Below are 17,616 nucleotides of genomic sequence, written 5' to 3' on the forward strand. Positions count from 1 at the left end.
TGCCGCCCTTCCCCCGCCCGCCGCCCCCCCCCCCCCCCCCCCCCCCCCCCCCCCCCCCCCCCCCCCCCCCCCCCCCCCCCCCCCCCCCCCCCCCCCCCCCCCCCACCGCTCAGTCCGTGCTGGCCGGGTCGGCGACCTCGGGCGGCCACACGACGCGGAAGCGCTCGAACACCACCTCCAGGCCGTCGGACCAGTCGCCGCCGCGGACGGCCTGGGTGCGGCGGAAGTAGCGCTCGTGGCCGGCGAGCCAGGAGGCCCGCGTGCGGTCACCCTCGCCCTCGTCCGCCGCAAAGGCGTCGTCGACGCTGGCCAGCGGTCCCAGGCGCAGCTCGACGGTGCGCAGCACGCAGCGCGGCCGGCCGGTGCCGTCGCAGGCGACCCAGTGCCCGCCGATGCGCGGCAGCGGCTCGCCGGCCAGCGCCGCGGAGTCGCCGAACCGGTCGACGACGGGCGGCTCGTCCCCGGCCGGCACCGGCCGCGTGCGGCTCTCGGTGTAGGCGCGCCACATGTCGAGGGCCTCGTCGCGCCGCAGCGGGCCGGGCGGGTCGGCGGTCACCGTCGTCCTCCCGTGTCGTCGTCGTCCGTGTCCTGATCCGGCGCGGCGGGGACCGCGGAGCCGCCGGTAGCGTCCCGGACATGCCGCTGCGTGCCCGCACCCTGCTCGGACCCGGTCCCTCCAACCCCTACCCGGAGGCGACCGTCGCCCTGACCCAGCCGCTGCTGGGCCACCTGGACCCGGTGTTCCTCGGGATGCTCGACGAGACCTCCGACCGGCTCCGCCAGGTGTTCGGGACGACCAACCGGCGCACGTTGCCCCTGTCGGCGACCGGCTCCGCGGGAATGGAGGCGGCGTTCGTGAACACCGTCGGCCCGGGCGACGTCGCTGTCGTCGCGGTGAACGGCCTGTTCGGTGAGCGCATGGTCGACGTCGCCTCGCGCTGCGGCGCAGAGGTGGTCCGGGTCGACCACGACTGGGGGCAGCCGGTCGACGCCGACCGCGTGCTGTCGGCGCACCCGTCGCCGAAGCTGATCGCCGCCGTCCACGCCGAGACCTCCACCGGCGTGCTGTCCGACCTCGCACCGCTGGCCGACGGCAAGGGCGACGCGCTGCTGCTGGCCGACTGCGTGACCTCGCTGGGCGGGATCCCGGTCCTCCTGGACGACTGGGGCGTGGACCTGGCCTACTCCGGCTCGCAGAAGTGCCTCGGCGTGGCGCCGGGTCTCGCGCCGTTCACGATCAACGACCGCGCCTGGGAGCGGCGGGTCGAGACACCGCGCAGCTGGTACCTCGACCTCGGCATGCTGGGCGGCTACGCCGGCGAGGCCGCGGGCTCGGGCGGGCGCACGTACCACCACACCGCGCCCACCGGGATGGTCGTGTCGCTGCACGCCGGCCTGGGCCGCATCCTCGACGAGGGCCTCGACGCGGTGCACGCCCGGCACGCGGAGGCCGGCCGCCTGCTGCACGAGGGGCTGCAGGCGATGGGCCTGGAGCTGTTCGCCGCCGAGGGCTCCCGGCTGCCGGAGCTGACCACCGTGCGGGTGCCCGACGGCGTGGACTCCGCGGCGGTCCGCAAGGAGTTGCTGGAGCGCTACGACCTGGAGATCGGCGGCGGCGTCGGCGCGTACGCGGCCACCGTGTGGCGGATCGGGCTGATGGGCGCCAACGCCCGCCCGGACACCGTCGCGCTGGTGCTGGCCGCGCTCCGCGAGGTCCTCGGCCGCTGAGACGACTGCCCCCCGCCGGCGCCGGTCCGCCGGCTGCCGGCGGGGGGACTCGTGCCCGTCGCCGGTCCCTGACGCCGGGCCCTGAGGGCTACACCATGTCGTCGCGCAGGCCGTGCGACCGGCGGTCGGTCAGCAGCGCTCCGCACACCACCGCCAGGTCGACCAGCCCCACGAGGTGCCCGTCCTCGACCACCGGGGCGTAGGCGACGCCGGTCTCGAGCATCCGCTCGGCGACCTCCGGGACGGGTGTGTCGGGGTCGAAGGCGACGACCTCGGCGAGGTGCAGGTCGGTGATCCGGGTCTCCTCGAGGTCCCGACCGTCCGCGACCGCCTGGGTGACGTCGCTGTCGCAGATCATCGTGATCGGCCGGCGCGCGGCGTCGTCGCTGATCACCACGAGCGCGTTGTCGTGCGACTTCTTCATCAGGTAGGCCGCCGCGGCGACGTGGGCGCTGTGCTCCACCGTCGTCGCCGGAGGGCGCATCACCTGTCCCGCGACGAGGCGGCCGGTGCTGGTCGGGGCGGGGGACGGTACGGCCATGTCCGCGATCCCTTCGTGGGGCCCGGTCGTGCGGCCATTGTGGGGGCCCGGGACGGACCGGCGCGAGGGTCCGATCGCGCTCAGGCGTCCAGGCGGGCCAGCTGGTCGGCGGTCAGGTGCAGGTCGGCCGCGGCGGCGGAGTCGGTGATGGACGCCGGGCGCGACGCCCCGGGGATGGGGACGACGACCTCCGACTGGGCCAGGTGCCAGGCCAGCGCCACCCGGTACACCGACACCCCCAGCTCCGCCGCCACCTCGGCGAACGCCGGCGCGGTGTCGTCGAGGGAGCCGGCCGCGGACCCCCCGCCGAACGGGCTCCACGGCAGGAACGCCAGCCCGTGCGCCGCGCAGTGCGCCACCTCGTCGGCGGAGAACCGCCAGCCGGGGGAGAACTGGTTCTGCACGCTCACCAGCGCCGGGCCCACGATCGCGCGGGCGACGTCGATCTGCGCGACGTCGGCGTTGGAGATGCCGACCATGCGCACCAGCCCGTCGTCGGCCAGCTGCCGCAGGGCGCCCATCGACTCCTCCCACGGGGTGTCCGGGTCGGGCCGGTGGAACTGGTAGAGGTCGATCGCGTCCACGCCCAGCCGCCGCAGCGACCCCTCGCAGGCCGTGCGCAGGTACGCCGGGGTCCCGTCGAGCTCCCAGTCCGTGCCGCGCCGGGTGTGCCCGCCCTTGGTCGCCACGAGGACGCCGTCCGCGCCGCAGCCGTAGGACGCCAGCGCGTCGGCGACCAGCGACTCGTTGTGGCCGAACTCCGCCTCGTCGCGGGCGTAGGCGTCGGCGGTGTCGATGAGCGTCACCCCGGCGTCGAGCGCGGCGTGGATCGTGGCGACGGCCTCGTCGTGGGAGGGCCGGTCGGTCTTGGTGGACAGGGGCATCGCCCCGAGGCCGATGGCGCTGACGGTCTGGTCTCCGATGCGTCGCTGCTGCACGGGGGTGTCGTGCCCCGCGGGTAGCGTCGCAACCGTGAGTTCGCTGTTCGACGAGGCGCCCGCGGAGGCGACTGCGGTCGACCCCGGCGCGCCGCTGGCCGTGCGCATGCGGCCGCGGTCCTTGGACGAGGTCGTCGGCCAGCAGCACCTGCTCGGTCCGCGGTCGCCGCTGCGCCGGCTGGTCGAGGCCGACGAGCCCATGTCGCTGGTCCTCTACGGCCCGCCGGGCACCGGCAAGACCACGCTGGCGCACGTCATCTCGCTGGCCACCAAGCGGCAGTTCGTGCAGTTGTCGGCCCTGGACTCCGGGGTCAAGGAGGTCCGCACGGTCATCTCGGCGGCGAAGCGGGAGCTCACCTACGCCGGCCGGCGCACGGTGCTGTTCATCGACGAGGTGCACCGCTTCTCCAAGACCCAGCAGGACTCGCTGCTGTCCGCGGTCGAGGACCGCATCGTCAGCCTGATCGCCGCCACCACCGAGAACCCGTTCTTCTCCGTGGTCAGCCCGCTGCTGTCCCGCTCCCTCGTGCTGGCGCTGCAGCCGCTGTCCGACGACGACGTCCGCACGCTGCTGCGCCGCGCGCTGACCAGCGACCGCGGGCTCGACGGCGCGGTCACGCTGAGCGCGGAGGCCGAGGACCACCTCGTCCGCATCGCCGGCGGGGACGGGCGGAAGGCGCTGACGGCGCTGGAGTCGGGCGCGGGTGCCGCGCTGGCGGCCGACCTGGCCGAGATCGACCTCGCCACCCTGGAGACGGCGGTGGCCCAGGCCGCGGTGCGCTACGACCGGCAGGGCGACCAGCACTACGACGTCGCCAGCGCGCTGATCAAGTCGATCCGCGGCAGCGACGTCGACGCCGCGCTGCACTACCTCGCGCGGATGGTCGAGGCGGGGGAGGACCCCCGCTTCATCGCCCGCCGGCTGGTCATCTCCGCGAGCGAGGACATCGGCATGGCCGACCCGACGGCGCTGCAGACCGCCGTCGCCGCCGCCGAGGCGGTCGCCTTCATCGGCATGCCCGAGGGGCACTTCCCGCTCGCCCACGCCGTCGTCCACCTGGCCACCGCACCGAAGTCCAACGCGGTCACCGTGGCCATCAGCGAGTCCGTCGCCGACGTGCGCGCCGGCCTGGGCGGGCCGGTGCCGCCGGGGCTGCGCGACGCCCACTACGCCGGGGCGAAGAAGCTCGGGCACGGGACGAGCTACCGCTACCCGCACGACGCGCCCGACGGCATCGTGCCGCAGCAGTACCCGCCGGACGCGCTGGTCGGCCGCGACTACTACCGGCCCACCAGCCGCGGCGCGGAGGGCCCGATCGCGGCGCGGCTCGGGAAGCTGCGGGCGATCGTCCGGCGCGGTCGCTGACCCCGGCGGTGCGCGGACGGCGGTCGACGCCCGCGACTACTGTGACCACGCCGGGCCGACGCCCTCCGGAGTCCCAGGTGCAGCCCGGCTCCGGACGAGACAGCCGAGGAACAGGAGAGCCGCGCGTGACCGCAGGAGAGTGGGCCGGATTGATCGCAGCGCTGGCCCTGGTGCTGCTGGTGCTGCTGCTCGCCGTCCCGATCCTCAAGCTGGGGCGCACCCTGGACGAGGCGACGCTCACCATCCGCCAGACCCGGGAGCAGAGCGGCCCCATCCTGAGCCAGGCCTCGACGACGGTCGCGCACGTCAACACCAACCTGGAGCGGGTCGACGACATCACCGGCAACGCCGCCAACGTCTCCAGCAACGTGGCCGCGCTGACCAGCGTCGTCGCCGCCACCCTCGGCAGCCCGCTGATCAAGGTCGCCGCGTTCAGCTACGGCGTCCGCAGCGCGGCGAAGAGGAAGCGCGAGGGCCAGGCGATCGCCGAGGCCGCGCGCCGCGACAAGGACGAGCGCCGCGCGCGCCGTGCCGCCCGGCGGGCCGCGTGATGCGCCGGCTGTTCTGGCTCGCGATGGGCATCACCATCGGCGCCCTCGTCGTCCGCAAGCTGTCCCGGGCGGCGGAGAAGCTCACCCCGCAGAGCGTCGCCGGGGCCCTGGTCGAGGGCCTGCGCGACCTCGCCGACGCGATCGGCGAGTTCGGGGCCGACGTCCGGGCCGCCGCGGCCGCGCGGGAGCAGGAGCTGCGCGCGGGCACCGGCCTGGACGCCCCGCTGCCCGACGGCCGGCCCGCCCAGCTGCCGTACCGCCCGGGTGCGCACGCCGCCGACCGCTGACCTCCCTTCCCGCCCGCGGGGCCGACCGCCCCGCCCTCTCCCGACCGAGTAGGACATGCAGACCGCCGAGATCCGCCGCCGCTTCCTGGAGCACTTCGCCGCGCGCGGCCACACCGTCGTCCCCAGCGCCTCGCTGGTCTCGCCGGACCCCTCCCTGCTGTTCACGGTGGCCGGGATGGTCCCGTTCATCCCGTACCTGACCGGCCGCGAGCCGGCCCCGTACCCGCGAGCCGCCAGCGTGCAGAAGTGCGTGCGCACCCTCGACATCGAGGAGGTGGGCAAGACCACCCGCCACGGCACGTTCTTCCAGATGAACGGCAACTTCTCCTTCGGCGACTACTTCAAGGAGGGGGCGATCCAGTACGCCTGGGACCTGGTCACCGGCCCGGTCGCCGACGGCGGGCTCGGCTTCGACCCGGAGCGCATCTGGGTCACCGTCTACCTGGACGACGACGAGGCGGCCGACGCGTGGAAGCGCATCGCCGGGCTGCCCGACGAGCGGATCCAGCGCCGCGGGCTGAAGGACAACTACTGGCACACCGGCCAGCCCGGCCCGGGCGGCCCGTGCAGCGAGATCTACTACGACCGCGGTCCCGAGCACGGCCAGGACGGCGGGCCCGTGGTCGACGAGGACCGGTTCCTCGAGATCTGGAACCTCGTCTTCATGCAGTACCAGCTCGACGACGTGCGCTCCAAGGAGGAGTTCCGCATCGTCGGCGACCTGCCGCGGAAGAACATCGACACCGGCATGGGCCTGGAGCGGGTGGCCTACCTGCTCCAGGGCGTGAACAACCTCTACGAGATCGACGAGGTCGCGCCGGTGCTGCGCCGGGCGGCCGACCTGGCCGGGGTGACCTACGGCCGCGATCACGAGGACGACGTCCGGCTGCGCGTGGTGGCCGACCACGTGCGCAGCGGCCTGATGCTCATCGGCGACGGCGTCACGCCCGGCAACGAGGGCCGTGGCTACATCCTGCGCCGGCTGCTGCGCCGCGCCGTCCGCTCGATGCGGCTGCTCGGCGTCGACGAGGCCACCCTGCCCGAGCTGCTGCCGGTCTCCCGGGACGCCATGAAGGCCAGCTACCCCGAGCTGGCGACCGACTTCGCGCGCATCTCCAGCGTCGCCTACGCCGAGGAGGAGGCCTTCCGCCGCACCCTGACCGCCGGGACGACGCTGTTCGACACCGCGGTCGCCGCGGCCAAGCAGGCCGGGACGCCGGAGCTGTCCGGCGAGCAGGCGTTCTCGCTGCACGACACCTACGGCTTCCCGATCGACGTCACCCTCGAGATGGCCGCCGAGCAGGGCGTCAGCGTCGACGAGGAGGGCTTCCGGGCCCTCATGCAGCAGCAGCGCGACCGGGCCCGCGCCGACGCCCGCGCCAAGAAGACCGGCTCGGTCGACGTCCTGGCCTACCGGCGGCTGCTGGCCGACCACGGGCCCACCGACTGGCGGGCCTACGACACGCTGCGCACCCAGTCGCGCGTGCTGGGGCTGGTGTCCGAGCTGGACGCGGAGGAGGGCGCCCCGGTCGCGCCGGCCGGTCCCGGGGAGGTCACCCGCGTGGTGCTCGACCGCACGCCGTTCTACGCGGAGTCCGGCGGCCAGGTGGCCGACGCCGGCGTCCTCACCTGGGACGGCGGCCGCGCCGAGGTGCTCGACGTGCAGCGGCCGGTCAAGGGGCTGGTCGCCCACCAGGTGCGCGTCCTGGAGGGGGAGCTCCGCGAGGGCGCCGAGCTCGTCGCCGAGGTCGACCGGGAGTGGCGGCTCTCGGCGTGCCAGGCGCACTCGGGCACCCACGTGGTGCACGCCGCCCTGCGCCAGGTGCTGGGCCCGCAGGCGCTGCAGTCGGGGTCCTACAACCGCCCCGGGTACCTGCGGCTGGACTTCGCCTGGCAGGGCGCGCTCACCGGTCAGCAGCGGCACGACATCGAGGACGTCGCCAACGCCGCCGTCCGCGCCGACCACAGGGTCACCGCCAGCTACATGACGCTGCCCGAGGCGCAGGCCTTCGGCGCGCTCGCGCTGTTCGGGGAGACCTACGGCGAGCAGGTCCGCGTCGTCGAGATCGGCGGTCCCTGGTCGCGCGAGCTCTGCGGTGGCACCCACGTCCAGGGCAGCGCCCAGATCGGGACGCTCGCGCTGACCGGTGAGTCGTCGGTGGGCTCGGGTTCCCGCCGGGTGGAGGCCGTCGTCGGGCTGGAGGGCTTCCGGTACCTGGCCCGCGAGCGCGACCTGGTCCGGCAGCTCGGCGAGATGCTCAAGACGCCGACCGACAACCTGGTCGAGCGGGTGAGCGGCATGCTCGCCCGGCTGCGCGACGTGGACAAGGAGCTGGCCGAGCTGCGCGCCCAGCAGACCCTCGCCGCGGCCGGCGAGCTGGCCGCCGGGGCGAAGGACGTCGGCGGGATCGCCGTGGTCACCGGCGCGCCGGGCGGTCTGGCGGGTGGGGACCTGCGCACCCTGGCCCTCGACGTCCGCGGGCGGATCCCCGCCGACCGCCCCGCCGTGGTCTTGCTCGCCTCGGAGTCGGCGGGCAAGGTGGCTGTCGTGGCGGCCCTGAACCCGGCCGCCGTTCAGCGGGGGCTCTCCGCCGGCGACCTCGTGCGGGTCGCGGCCACCCACGTGGGCGGCAAGGGCGGTGGGAAGACAGACGTGGCCCAGGGGGGCGGTACCGACCCCGCGGGCATCCCAGCGGCCCTGCAGGCCGGCGAACAGGCGGTCGCGACCGCCGCAGGAAGGTGAGCGGAGTGGCCGACCAGCGCCCCGACGAGACCGGTCCGGTGGGCGAACGGCAGGTGCGCCGCCCGGCGGTGCCCCCGGCACGACCGCGGCCCACCCCGCAGCCGGGCCACCACAGCACCGAGGCGATCGACCTGTCCGCCGGCTTCCCGCCGGTGCGCCACGAGACGGCGCAGATCGACCTGTCCGGCGGGCTGCCGGGCGGGCTGCCGATCCCGCCCCGCCGTCCGAAGCAGGGCCGGCGGCTCGGCATCGACGTCGGCACCGTGCGCGTGGGGGTGGCGATCTCCGACCCGACGGGCACCCTGGCGAGCCCGCTGGAGACCGTCCAGCGCCGGCGCGACGAGTCCGACCTGGACCGCATCGCCGACCTCGTCGTGGAACACGAGGTGACAGAGGTGATCGTGGGGGAGCCGAGGCACCTCTCGGGTGCGTCGGGCGCGTCGGCGCGTGAGGCTCGTGCCTACTCTCGGGCACTCGCCGGGCGCATCGGCTCCGTGCCCGTGCACCTCGTCGACGAAAGGCTCTCCACCGTGACCGCAGCCAGTTCCCTCCGGGCGAACGGTCTCGACAGCCGGCAGCAGCGCTCGGTGATCGACCAGGCCGCCGCGGTGGTCATCCTCCAGGCCTATCTGGACGCACAGCGGGAGCGGTCATGACGGATCCGACCCCGTCCTCGCGGCGGGGTCGGCACGCGTCGCCCGACGTGCCCAGCGGTGCCCCCGCGACGGCGTGGATGGCCTCGATGCCGCGCCACCCGGGCGCGCGCGCCGACGACCGCAGCACCGGCCCGCTGCCCGGGAACGGCGGCCGGTTGCCGCGCCCGCCGGGCACGAGCGCGTCGCGGGACGAGGAGGGGTCGACGCACCCCTCCGCCCCGCTGCCGGACCTCCCGCCGCGGCCTGCGGGCACCTGGTCGCGCATGCGGCGGCGCACCGACGTCGACCCCGACGACGACCAGACCGTGGCCCAGCCCCTCGGCGCCCAGCAGGCCGTCCCCGGCGACGCGCCGGACGACGACGGCACCGCCGCCCCGGACCTGTACGCCTGGGACGACGACTCCACCGGCGGCCTCGAGGTGATCGGCGCCTCCGGGGCCGAGGAGCCGCGCCGCTCCCGCCGCCGGCGGGACGACGACGAGGACACCGACGGCGGTGGACGGCGTCCCGGCCGTGGCCGCCGGCGCAGCCCGCTGGCCGCCGTCCTCTCGCTGGTCGTGCTGGCCGGGCTCGTGGTGGGCATCGTGGTCGGTGGCAAGGCGCTGATCAACCTGGTCAACCCGCCCAGCGAGGACTTCGCCGGTCAGGGCACCGGCAGCGTCGAGGTGCGGATCGCGGTGGGGGACACCCTGAGCGACATCGCCCGGACCCTCGTCGACGGCGGCGTCATCGCCTCGACCGGCCCGTTCGTCGAGGCCGCCGAGTCCGAGCCGGCGGCGACCGGCATCCAGCCGGGCGTCTACGCCATGCGGTCGCAGATGAGCGGCCAGGCGGCGCTGGACCTGATGCTCGACCCGGCCACCCGGCTGTTCTCGCGGGTGACCATCCCCGAGGGCTTCACCGTCCAGGCCGTCCTGCAGCGGCTGTCCGAGGCCACCCAGATCCCCGTGGAGGAGCTCCAGGCCGCCGCGGCCGACCCCGCCGCCCTGGGCCTGCCGGCCTACGCGAACGGGTCCCTCGAGGGCTACCTCTTCCCGGCCACCTACGACTTCACCCCGGACGACGAGCCGGTGGACATGCTGCGGGCCATGGTCGCGAAGTTCACCGAGACGGCGACCGGACTGCAGCTGGAGCAGCGCGCCGCCGCCGCCGGCCGGTCCGTGAGCGAGATCGTCAACGTGGCCTCGATCGTGCAGTCGGAGACCCGGCTGGACGAGGAGCGGCCGAACGTCGCCCAGGTGGTCTACAACCGGCTGAACCAGGGCATCCCGCTCGGGGTGGACGCGGCGCTCGCCTACGGCCTGCAGAAGAACGGCAACGAGCTGACGGTCACCGACCTGGAGACCGACAGCCCGTACAACACCCGGACCCGCGCCGGCCTCCCGCCGACGCCGATCAGCTCCCCGGGTGAGGCCAGCCTCGAGGCGGCGCTGGCGCCGTCCACCGGGGACCTCCTGTACTACGTGCTGGAGTCCGAGGACGGCCGCCACTTCTTCACCGCCGACTACGCCGAGTTCCAGGCGGCACGGGAGCGCTGCGCCAGCGCCGGCCTCGGCTGCGGTGGCTGACGAGGGGACGGCGCCGAGCGGTACCAGACGGGCGGCGGTCCTCGGCCGCCCGCTGGGGCACTCGCTGTCCCCGCTCCTGCACCGGGCGGCGTACGCCGCGCTCGGGCTGACCGACTGGACCTACGACGCACTCGACATCGGCGCCGAGGACCTCCCGGTCCTGCTCGCCGGGCTCGGCGAGGAGTGGCGCGGCTTCTCGGTCACCATGCCGTGCAAGCAGGCCGCCGTGGACGCCGCCGACGTCGTCGACCCCCTGCCGCGGCTGCTGCACGCGGCCAACACGCTGGTCCGCACCGAGGCCGGCTGGCGGGCGGAGAACACCGACGTCACCGGGGTCGGCATGGCCCTGCAGCTCGCCGGCGTCGACCGGGTGGACCACGCCGCGATCCTCGGGGCCGGCGGGACGGCGGCCGCCGCCGCGGTCGCGCTGGCCTCGCTGGGCGCCGAGCAGGTCGACGTCGTCGTCCGGGAGCCGGCGCGGGCGTTCGACCTGCTGCGGGTGCTCGAGACCCTGCGCGTGCCGACGACGGTGCGGTCGCTGGAGGGCGCGGTCGTCGACGCCTCGGTCGTGGTCAGCACCGTGCCCGTCGGCGGGCAGCCGGTCGTCTCCGCGCTGCCCTGGCGGGCCGGGCAGACCGTCCTGGACGTGCTCTACGACCCGTGGCCGACCCCCCTGGCGGTCAGGGTCCAGGAGGCCGGCGGCACCGTGGCCGGCGGCCTCGAGGTGCTGTTCTGGCAGGCCACCGCGCAGGTCGAGCTGATGACCGGGCACCCCGCGCCGATCGAGGCCATGCGCGCGGCGCTCGACGCCCGCTGACCCGGTGCCGGTCGGGGAACTGCCGGCGGCCGCGGTCGCGGTGTCGGCCGCCGTCCTGGCGCTGGCGCTCGGGCCGTGGCTGGCCCGCGCGACCGTCCGCCTGGCGCACCGCGACGCCGCCGCGGTCGCCGGACCGGTCCGGACGGCCGCGACCTGCCTGGTGCTCGGCGCCGCGCTCGCCGGGGTGCTGCTCCTCGCGGGGCTCCGACCGGCCACGGTCGGGCTGGCCTGGGCCGCGGCCGCGGGGGTCGTCCTGGCCGGCGTAGACCTCGCCGTCCACCGGCTGCCCGACCGGGTCACCTTCCCGGCCTACGCCGTGGTCGGCGCCGCCCTGCTGGCCGACGCCGCCGTGCTCGGCACGTGGGCCGCGCTGGTGCGGGCGGTGCTGGCGGCGGCCGTCGCGTTCGGGCTGGCCGCGCTGGGCGCGCTCGCCTCCCCGCGGGGGCTGGGCTACGGCGACGTGAAGCTGCTCGGCCTGCTCGGGCTGGTGCTCGGCTGGGTGGGCTGGGGCGCGCTGCTGGCCGGCGTGTTCCTCGGCCTGCTCACCGGCGCGCTGGTGTCGGTGGCGCTGCTCGTCACGCGGCGGGCGGGGTGGCGCACCGCCCTGCCGTTCGGGCCGCCGCTGCTGGTCGGCGCGGTGCTGGCGCTGGCGCTGGAGGGCCCCTGGTGACGAACCGGAACGGCCACCCTCCGGGGGCCCGCCCGAGCCTGCGAGGGAAGGGGTGGAGGGTGGTCCTTCTAGAATCCGGGGCATGTTGCGCTGGCTGACCGCCGGTGAGTCGCACGGCCAGCAGCTCACCGCCATCCTCGAGGGCCTGCCCGCCGGCGTGCAGGTCCAGACCGCCGACCTCGACGTCGACCTGGCCCGCCGGCGGCTGGGCCACGGCCGCGGCGCCCGGATGTCCTTCGAGCAGGACGTCGTCACGCTGACCGGCGGGATCCGGCACGGCGTGACCCAGGGCGGGCCGATCGCCGTCCAGATCGGCAACACCGAGTGGCCCAAGTGGGAGACGGTGATGTCGGCCGACCCGGTCGACGCCGAGGTGCTCGAGGGTCAGGCGCGCAACGCGCCGCTCACCCGGCCCCGTCCCGGCCACGCCGACCTGGCCGGCATGCAGAAGTACGGCTTCGACGACGCCCGGCCGGTGCTGGAGCGGGCCAGCGCGCGGGAGACCGCCGCCCGCGTCGCGCTCGGTGCGGTCGCCCGGGCGTTCCTCCGCCAGGCGCTGGGTGCCGAGGTCGTGAGCCACGTGGTCGGCATCGGGCCGGTCGTCGTCCCGGAGGGCATCGTGCCCGGCCCGCAGGACAACCCGCGGATCGACGAGGACCCGGTGCGCTGCGCCGACCCGGCCACCAGCGCGCTGATGGTGGCCGAGGTCGACGACGCCCGGAAGAACGGCGACACCCTCGGCGGCGTGATCGAGGTCGTCGTCCACGGCCTGCCGCCGGGCCTGGGCAGCCACGTGCACTGGGACCGCCGGCTGGACTCCCGGCTCGCCGCGGCCCTCATGGGCGTTCAGTCGGTGAAGGCGGTCGAGGTCGGCGACGGCCTGGAGACCGCCCGCCGCCGCGGGTCGGTCGCCCACGACGAGATCGTGCTCGCCGACGGCCGGGTCCAGCGGACCACCGACCGCGCCGGCGGCATCGAGGGCGGCATGACCAACGGCGAGGTGCTGCGGGTGCGGGCGGCCATGAAGCCCATCTCGACCGTGCCGCGGGCGCTGTCCACCGTCGACGTCGCCACCGGCGAGCCGGCGGTCGCGATCAACCAGCGCAGCGACGCGTGCGCGGTGCCCCGCGGCGCCGTCGTCATGGAGGCGATGGTGGCCCTCGTGCTGGCCGACGCCGCGCTGGAGAAGTTCGGCGGCGACTCGCTGGCCGAGACCCGGCGCAACGCGCAGGCCTACCTCGACGCGCTCCCGATCCGATGAGCCCCGCCGAGCCGACGACCCGCCCCGTCCTGGTCCTGGTGGGACCGCCCTCGTCGGGCAAGACGACCGTCGGCACGGCGGTGGCCGAGCTCCTCGGCGTCCCCTTCCGCGACACCGACGCCGACATCGAGGACGTCACCGGGCAGGCCGTGGCCGACCTGTTCGTCGAGCGCGGCGAGCCGTTCTTCCGCAACCTGGAGGAGCAGGCGGTGGCCCGCGCGCTCGCCGCGCACGAGGGCGTGCTGGCCCTCGGCGGCGGCGCGGTGCTCAGTGCCGCGACACGGGAGCTGCTGGTCGGCTACGGCCGCGCCGGCGGCACGGTCGTGTGGCTGGACGTCGACCTCGCCTCCGCGGCGGACCGGGTCGGCCTTGGCCGGACCCGCCCGGTGCTGGGCATGAACCCGCGGGCCACGCTGCGCAACCTGCTGCTGGCGCGGGCGCCGCTGTACGAGGAGGTGGCCACGCTGACCGTCCCCACCGGCGGGCGCGGGCCCGGCGACGTGATCGCCGACGTCGCGGCCGCCCTGCGCGAGCGGACGTCGTCGCGAGCGGACAGGGGCGGGAGCCAGTGAGCGAGGAACGGGCGGGGAGCGGAGCGCCCCGCGGCAGCGGGCCCGGTGGCAACGTGACCTCGCGGCGGGTGACCGTCCCCGGCGGCAAGCCCTACGACGTCGTCATCGGGCCGGGCGCGCAGGCCGAGCTGGGGCTGGTGCTGGCCGGCACCGCGCGGGCGGCTGTCGTCCACGCGCCGCCGCTGGCCGCGCTCGCCGGCGCGGCGGTGGAGACGCTGCAGACCGCCGGGGTGGCCGCGGAGGCCGTCGTCGTCCCCGACGGCGAGGCCGCCAAGACCGCCGAGGTCGCCGCCCGTGCGTGGGAGGAGTTCGGGCGCCTGGGCCTGACCCGGTCCGACGCGGTCGTCGGCGTCGGCGGGGGAGCGGTCACCGACCTGGCCGGGTTCCTGGCCGCGACGTGGGTCCGCGGCGTCCGCGTGGTGCACCTGCCGACCAGCCTGCTGGGCATGGTGGACGCCGCGGTCGGCGGGAAGACCGGCATCAACACCGGCGCGGGCAAGAACCTCGTCGGCGCGTTCCACCCGCCGGCCGCGGTGCTGGCCGACACCGACGTCCTCGCCGGGCTGCCGGAGGCGGAGTTCCGCGCCGGGCTGGCCGAGGTGGTCAAGTGCGGGTTCATCGCCGACGGCCGCATCCTCGAGCTGCTCGAGGCCGACCCCTCCGGCCGCCGGGACACCGCCGAGCTGATCGAGCGCGCGGTGCGGGTCAAGGCCGAGGCCGTGGGGGAGGACCTCTTCGACACCGGCCGCCGCGAGTTCCTCAACTACGGCCACACCCTCGCCCACGCCATCGAGCGGGTCGAGGACTTCGGCTGGCGGCACGGCGAGGCGGTCGCCGTCGGACTGGTGTTCGCCGCCGAGCTGGCCGGTCAGGCGGGGTTGCTCAGCCGCGCCGAGGTCGACCGGCACCGCGACCTGGTGGCCGCGATGCGGCTGCCCACGCGCTACACCGGCGACTGGGCGCGGCTGCAGTCGATCATGCGTGTGGACAAGAAGGCCCGCGGGGCGTCGCTGCGGTTCGTCGTCCTGGACGGGCTGGGCGACCCGAAGATCCTGGCCGATCCGGACCAGGCCTGGCTCGACGCCGCCTGGGCCGCTGTCAACGGGGAGACGACGTGACGATCCAGGTGCTCAACGGCGCCAACCTCGGCCGGCTCGGCCTGCGCGAACCGGAGAAGTACGGGACGACGACGTACGCCGAGCTGGTCGAGCTGCTCGAGGGCACCGGGCGCGGCCTCGGCGTCGAGGTGCGCGTGCGGCAGACCGACACCGAGGGCGAGCTGCTGGGCTGGGTGCACGCCGCGTCCGACTCCGGGGACCCCGTGGTGATCAACCCGGGCGGCTGGTCACACACCTCGGTCGTGCTGCACGACGCGCTGGCCGCGCTCAACGGCCCGCTGGTCGAGGTGCACATCACCAACATCCACAAGCGGGAGGGGTTCCGGCACTTCTCCTACGTCTCGCGGGTGGCCGACGGCGTGATCGCCGGCCTCGGCGTGCAGGGGTACGTGCTGGCGCTGCAGTGGCTGGTCGCCAGGGGGCACCGGTGAGGTACGCGGAGCGGCGGGAGGTGCTGCGGGCGACGGCCGCGCAGCGGGGGCTGGACGCCGTCCTGGTGACCGACCTGCTCAACGTCCGCTACCTGACCGGCTTCACCGGGTCCAACGGCGCGCTGCTGCTGCGCCGCGACGGCGGCGACGTGTTCGGCACCGACGGCCGGTACACCACGCAGGCCGGTGTCCAGGTGCCCGACGTCGAGCTGCTCGTGGACCGCGCCACCGTCGCCGCGCTCGCCCGCGAGGCGGTGCGTCGGAACGACGGCCGGATCGGCTACGAGAGCCACCACCTCACCGTCGACGGGCTGCGCGGGCTCGAGGACGTGCTGGCCGACGCCGCCGCCGGCGGCACCGTGCCGGAGCTGACCTCGGTCCGCCGGGCGGTCGAGGCGCAGCGAGCGGTCAAGGACGACGACGAGATCGACGCGCTGCGCCGGGCGTGCGCCGTGGCCGACTCCGCGCTGGCCGAGCTGGCCGCTGAGGGGGCGCTGCGCCCGGGCCGGACGGAGCTGCAGGTCGGCCGGGAGCTCGACGCCCGGATGCTGGCGATCGGGGCCGAGGCGCCGTCGTTCGAGACGATCGTGGCCACCGGCGCCAACTCCGCCATCCCGCACCACCGCCCCGACACCACGGAGCTGCGGGCCGGCGACTTCCTCAAGCTGGACTTCGGCGCGACCGTCGACGGGTACCACTCCGACATGACCCGCACGATCGTCCTCGGGCACGCTGCCGAGTGGCAGCGCGAGGTCTACGAGCTGGTCGCGGCGGCGCAGGCGGCCGGCCGGGCCGCGCTGGCGGTCGGTGCCGACGTGGTCGCGGTCGACGCGGCGGCCCGCGACGTCATCGTCGCCGCCGGCCACGGCGAGCACTTCTCCCACGGCCTCGGCCACGGCGTCGGCCTGGAGATCCACGAGGCGCCGGGCATCGGCCAGCTCGGCGCGGGTACGCTGGCCGCCGGCATGGCCGTCACCGTGGAGCCCGGCGTCTACCTGCCCGGCCACGGCGGTGTCCGGATCGAGGACACGCTGGTCGTCACGGACGACGAGCCGGAGTTGTTGACCCTCACGAGCAAGGAACTGCTGGTCCTCTAGATGGCTACCACCAACGACCTCAAGAACGGCATGGTCCTCAACCTCGACGGCCAGCTCTGGACCGTCACCGAGTTCCAGCACGTCAAGCCGGGCAAGGGCGGCGCGTTCGTCCGCACCACGCTGAAGAACGTGCTCTCGGGCAAGGTCGTCGACAGGACGTTCAACGCCGGAACCAAGGTGGACACCGCCACCGTCGACAAGCGGAACATGACGTACCTGTACAAGGACGGCACCGACTTCGTCTTCATGGACGGCGAGACCTACGACCAGATCCACGTGCCCGCCGAGACGGTCGGCGGCGGCGCGGACTACCTGCTGGAGAACACCGAGGCCGTCGTCGCCGTCCACGAGGGCACCCCGCTCTACGTCGAGCTCCCGGTGACCCTCGAGCTGCTCGTGCAGCACACCGACCCGGGCCTGCAGGGCGACCGCTCCACCGGTGGCACCAAGCCGGCGACCCTGGAGACCGGCGCCCAGATCCAGGTGCCGCTGTTCGTCAACACCGGCGACAAGCTCAAGGTCGACACCCGCGACGGCCGGTACCTCGGCCGCGCCAACTGACGTACCGCCGGCATGGCTGCACGGTCCAAGGCGCGCAAGCGGGCGGTCGACGTCCTCTACGCCGCCGACCTGCGGAGCCGGGACCCTCGCGAGCAGCTCGCCGAGGAGGTGGCTGCCGGGCAGCCGCCGGTCAACGTCTACACGGTCCGGCTCGTCGAGGGCGTGGTCGACCACGCCGGCCGCATCGACGAGCTGATCGACCGGCACGCCCGCGGGTGGTCGATCGACCGGCTGCCCGACGTCGACCGCGCCATCCTCCGCATGGCCGTCTTCGAGCTGCTGTGGGACGACGACGTCCCCGACCCGGTGGTCATCGACGAGGCGGTGGAGCTGGCCAAGACGCTGTCCACCGACGACTCGCCGGCCTACGTCAACGGCGTCCTCGGCGCCATCCTCGAGGCGGAACTGCCGACCAGTTGACACTCCACAGCACGAGGCCCCGACCGCGCCCCGCGGGCGGGGCCTCGGCCTGAGTGGGCCCCGCGGCCACGAGCATGGCGGCGACCCGGGCTGCCGAGCGCTGGCGCTGGGCGCGGCGCAGGGAGGCCCGCCGGCGAGCGGCGAGGAGGAGATCCCGGTCCGGGACGACGGGGACCGGGTCGGGCAGGGACATGGCGGGCTCCTCGGAGGTCGGTGCGACGCCGCGGACGCTAGGCGCACCCACCGACACTTCCCACCCCCCATGCAGGGTGGTCGCCGAGCCGGGGAGCC

General features: G+C 75.3%; 19 protein-coding genes. 16 read left to right on the plus strand and 3 right to left on the minus strand.

Annotated elements, in window-relative coordinates; genetic code table 11:
• Positions 1-109: 109 nt before the first annotated feature.
• Positions 110-556, minus strand: coding sequence for an ASCH domain-containing protein (locus ACI782_RS17585; protein WP_456911362.1), 447 nt, complete (start codon positions 554-556; stop codon positions 110-112).
• 80 nt (positions 557-636) lie between these two features.
• Between ACI782_RS17585 and ACI782_RS17590 the strand changes: the two genes are divergently transcribed.
• Positions 637-1,728: a pyridoxal-phosphate-dependent aminotransferase family protein gene (locus ACI782_RS17590; protein ID WP_456911363.1), complete on the plus strand. Its 1,092-nt coding sequence runs from the start codon at positions 637-639 to the stop codon at positions 1,726-1,728.
• A gap of 88 nt (positions 1,729-1,816) precedes the next feature.
• Here ACI782_RS17590 and ACI782_RS17595 read toward each other — a convergent pair whose 3' ends face one another.
• Positions 1,817-2,269 carry a CBS domain-containing protein gene (locus ACI782_RS17595; protein ID WP_456911364.1) on the minus strand — a complete coding sequence of 151 codons (453 nt, stop codon included), beginning with the start codon at positions 2,267-2,269 and terminating at the stop codon, positions 1,817-1,819.
• Positions 2,270-2,349: 80 nt separating this feature from the next.
• Positions 2,350-3,207, minus strand: a complete 858-nt coding sequence (locus ACI782_RS17600; RefSeq protein WP_456911365.1) for an aldo/keto reductase — start codon at positions 3,205-3,207, stop codon at positions 2,350-2,352.
• A 34-nt stretch (positions 3,208-3,241) separates the two neighbouring features.
• On the opposite strand from ACI782_RS17600, the gene ACI782_RS17605 reads away from it, so the two are divergent.
• From ACI782_RS17605 to nusB, 15 genes are all read left to right on the plus strand, one after another.
• Positions 3,242-4,573, plus strand: coding sequence for a replication-associated recombination protein A (locus tag ACI782_RS17605; RefSeq protein WP_456911366.1), 1,332 nt, complete (start codon positions 3,242-3,244; stop codon positions 4,571-4,573).
• A gap of 125 nt (positions 4,574-4,698) precedes the next feature.
• A complete protein-coding gene (locus tag ACI782_RS17610; RefSeq protein WP_456911367.1) occupies positions 4,699-5,124 on the plus strand; it encodes a DUF948 domain-containing protein in 426 nt (141 codons plus the stop codon).
• Positions 5,124-5,411 (plus strand): hypothetical protein, encoded by a 288-nt coding sequence (locus ACI782_RS17615; RefSeq protein WP_456911368.1) that lies wholly within the window; start codon positions 5,124-5,126, stop codon positions 5,409-5,411. The genes ACI782_RS17610 and ACI782_RS17615 overlap by 1 nt, the downstream gene beginning before the upstream one ends.
• Before the next feature lie 55 nt (positions 5,412-5,466).
• A complete protein-coding gene (gene alaS, locus ACI782_RS17620) occupies positions 5,467-8,154 on the plus strand; it encodes an alanine--tRNA ligase (protein ID WP_456911369.1) in 2,688 nt (895 codons plus the stop codon).
• Between the two features lie 5 nt (positions 8,155-8,159).
• Positions 8,160-8,810, plus strand: coding sequence for a Holliday junction resolvase RuvX (gene ruvX, locus ACI782_RS17625; RefSeq protein WP_456911370.1), 651 nt, complete (start codon positions 8,160-8,162; stop codon positions 8,808-8,810).
• Entirely contained in the window at positions 8,807-10,378 is a 1,572-nt protein-coding gene (gene mltG / locus ACI782_RS17630) for an endolytic transglycosylase MltG (RefSeq protein WP_456911371.1), read from the plus strand. Before ruvX ends, mltG begins: the two co-directional genes overlap by 4 nt.
• Positions 10,371-11,195, plus strand: coding sequence for a shikimate dehydrogenase (locus ACI782_RS17635; RefSeq protein ID WP_456911372.1), 825 nt, complete (start codon positions 10,371-10,373; stop codon positions 11,193-11,195). Before mltG ends, ACI782_RS17635 begins: the two co-directional genes overlap by 8 nt.
• Before the next feature lie 4 nt (positions 11,196-11,199).
• A complete protein-coding gene (locus ACI782_RS17640; protein WP_456911373.1) occupies positions 11,200-11,865 on the plus strand; it encodes a prepilin peptidase in 666 nt (221 codons plus the stop codon).
• Between the two features lie 82 nt (positions 11,866-11,947).
• Entirely contained in the window at positions 11,948-13,126 is a 1,179-nt protein-coding gene (aroC, locus tag ACI782_RS17645; protein ID WP_456911374.1) for a chorismate synthase, read from the plus strand.
• Positions 13,123-13,698: a shikimate kinase gene (locus tag ACI782_RS17650; RefSeq protein WP_456911375.1), complete on the plus strand. Its 576-nt coding sequence runs from the start codon at positions 13,123-13,125 to the stop codon at positions 13,696-13,698. Before aroC ends, ACI782_RS17650 begins: the two co-directional genes overlap by 4 nt.
• A 53-nt stretch (positions 13,699-13,751) precedes the next feature.
• Positions 13,752-14,816 carry a 3-dehydroquinate synthase gene (aroB, locus tag ACI782_RS17655; RefSeq protein WP_456911376.1) on the plus strand — a complete coding sequence of 355 codons (1,065 nt, stop codon included), beginning with the start codon at positions 13,752-13,754 and terminating at the stop codon, positions 14,814-14,816.
• Positions 14,813-15,247, plus strand: coding sequence for a type II 3-dehydroquinate dehydratase (gene aroQ / locus ACI782_RS17660; protein WP_456911377.1), 435 nt, complete (start codon positions 14,813-14,815; stop codon positions 15,245-15,247). The genes aroB and aroQ overlap by 4 nt, the downstream gene beginning before the upstream one ends.
• Positions 15,244-16,344, plus strand: coding sequence for a M24 family metallopeptidase (locus ACI782_RS17665; protein ID WP_456911378.1), 1,101 nt, complete (start codon positions 15,244-15,246; stop codon positions 16,342-16,344). Before aroQ ends, ACI782_RS17665 begins: the two co-directional genes overlap by 4 nt.
• Positions 16,345-16,905: an elongation factor P gene (efp, locus tag ACI782_RS17670; protein ID WP_456911379.1), complete on the plus strand. Its 561-nt coding sequence runs from the start codon at positions 16,345-16,347 to the stop codon at positions 16,903-16,905.
• A 12-nt stretch (positions 16,906-16,917) separates the two neighbouring features.
• Positions 16,918-17,325, plus strand: coding sequence for a transcription antitermination factor NusB (gene nusB, locus ACI782_RS17675; protein ID WP_456911380.1), 408 nt, complete (start codon positions 16,918-16,920; stop codon positions 17,323-17,325).
• The last annotated feature ends 291 nt before the right edge of the window (positions 17,326-17,616 follow it).

The sequence above is a fragment of the Geodermatophilus sp. SYSU D00703 genome (assembly GCF_054050155.1).

Coding starts and splice junctions, on each gene's coding strand:
- ACI782_RS17590 (WP_456911363.1), top strand. CDS start 637: ATGCCGCTGCGTGCCCGCACCCTGCTCGGACCCGGTCCCTCCAACCCC.
- ACI782_RS17595 (WP_456911364.1), bottom strand. CDS start 2,269: ATGGCCGTACCGTCCCCCGCCCCGACCAGCACCGGCCGCCTCGTCGCG.
- ACI782_RS17615 (WP_456911368.1), top strand. CDS start 5,124: ATGCGCCGGCTGTTCTGGCTCGCGATGGGCATCACCATCGGCGCCCTC.
- alaS (WP_456911369.1), top strand. CDS start 5,467: ATGCAGACCGCCGAGATCCGCCGCCGCTTCCTGGAGCACTTCGCCGCG.
- mltG (WP_456911371.1), top strand. CDS start 8,807: ATGACGGATCCGACCCCGTCCTCGCGGCGGGGTCGGCACGCGTCGCCC.
- aroC (WP_456911374.1), top strand. CDS start 11,948: ATGTTGCGCTGGCTGACCGCCGGTGAGTCGCACGGCCAGCAGCTCACC.
- ACI782_RS17650 (WP_456911375.1), top strand. CDS start 13,123: ATGAGCCCCGCCGAGCCGACGACCCGCCCCGTCCTGGTCCTGGTGGGA.
- efp (WP_456911379.1), top strand. CDS start 16,345: ATGGCTACCACCAACGACCTCAAGAACGGCATGGTCCTCAACCTCGAC.
- nusB (WP_456911380.1), top strand. CDS start 16,918: ATGGCTGCACGGTCCAAGGCGCGCAAGCGGGCGGTCGACGTCCTCTAC.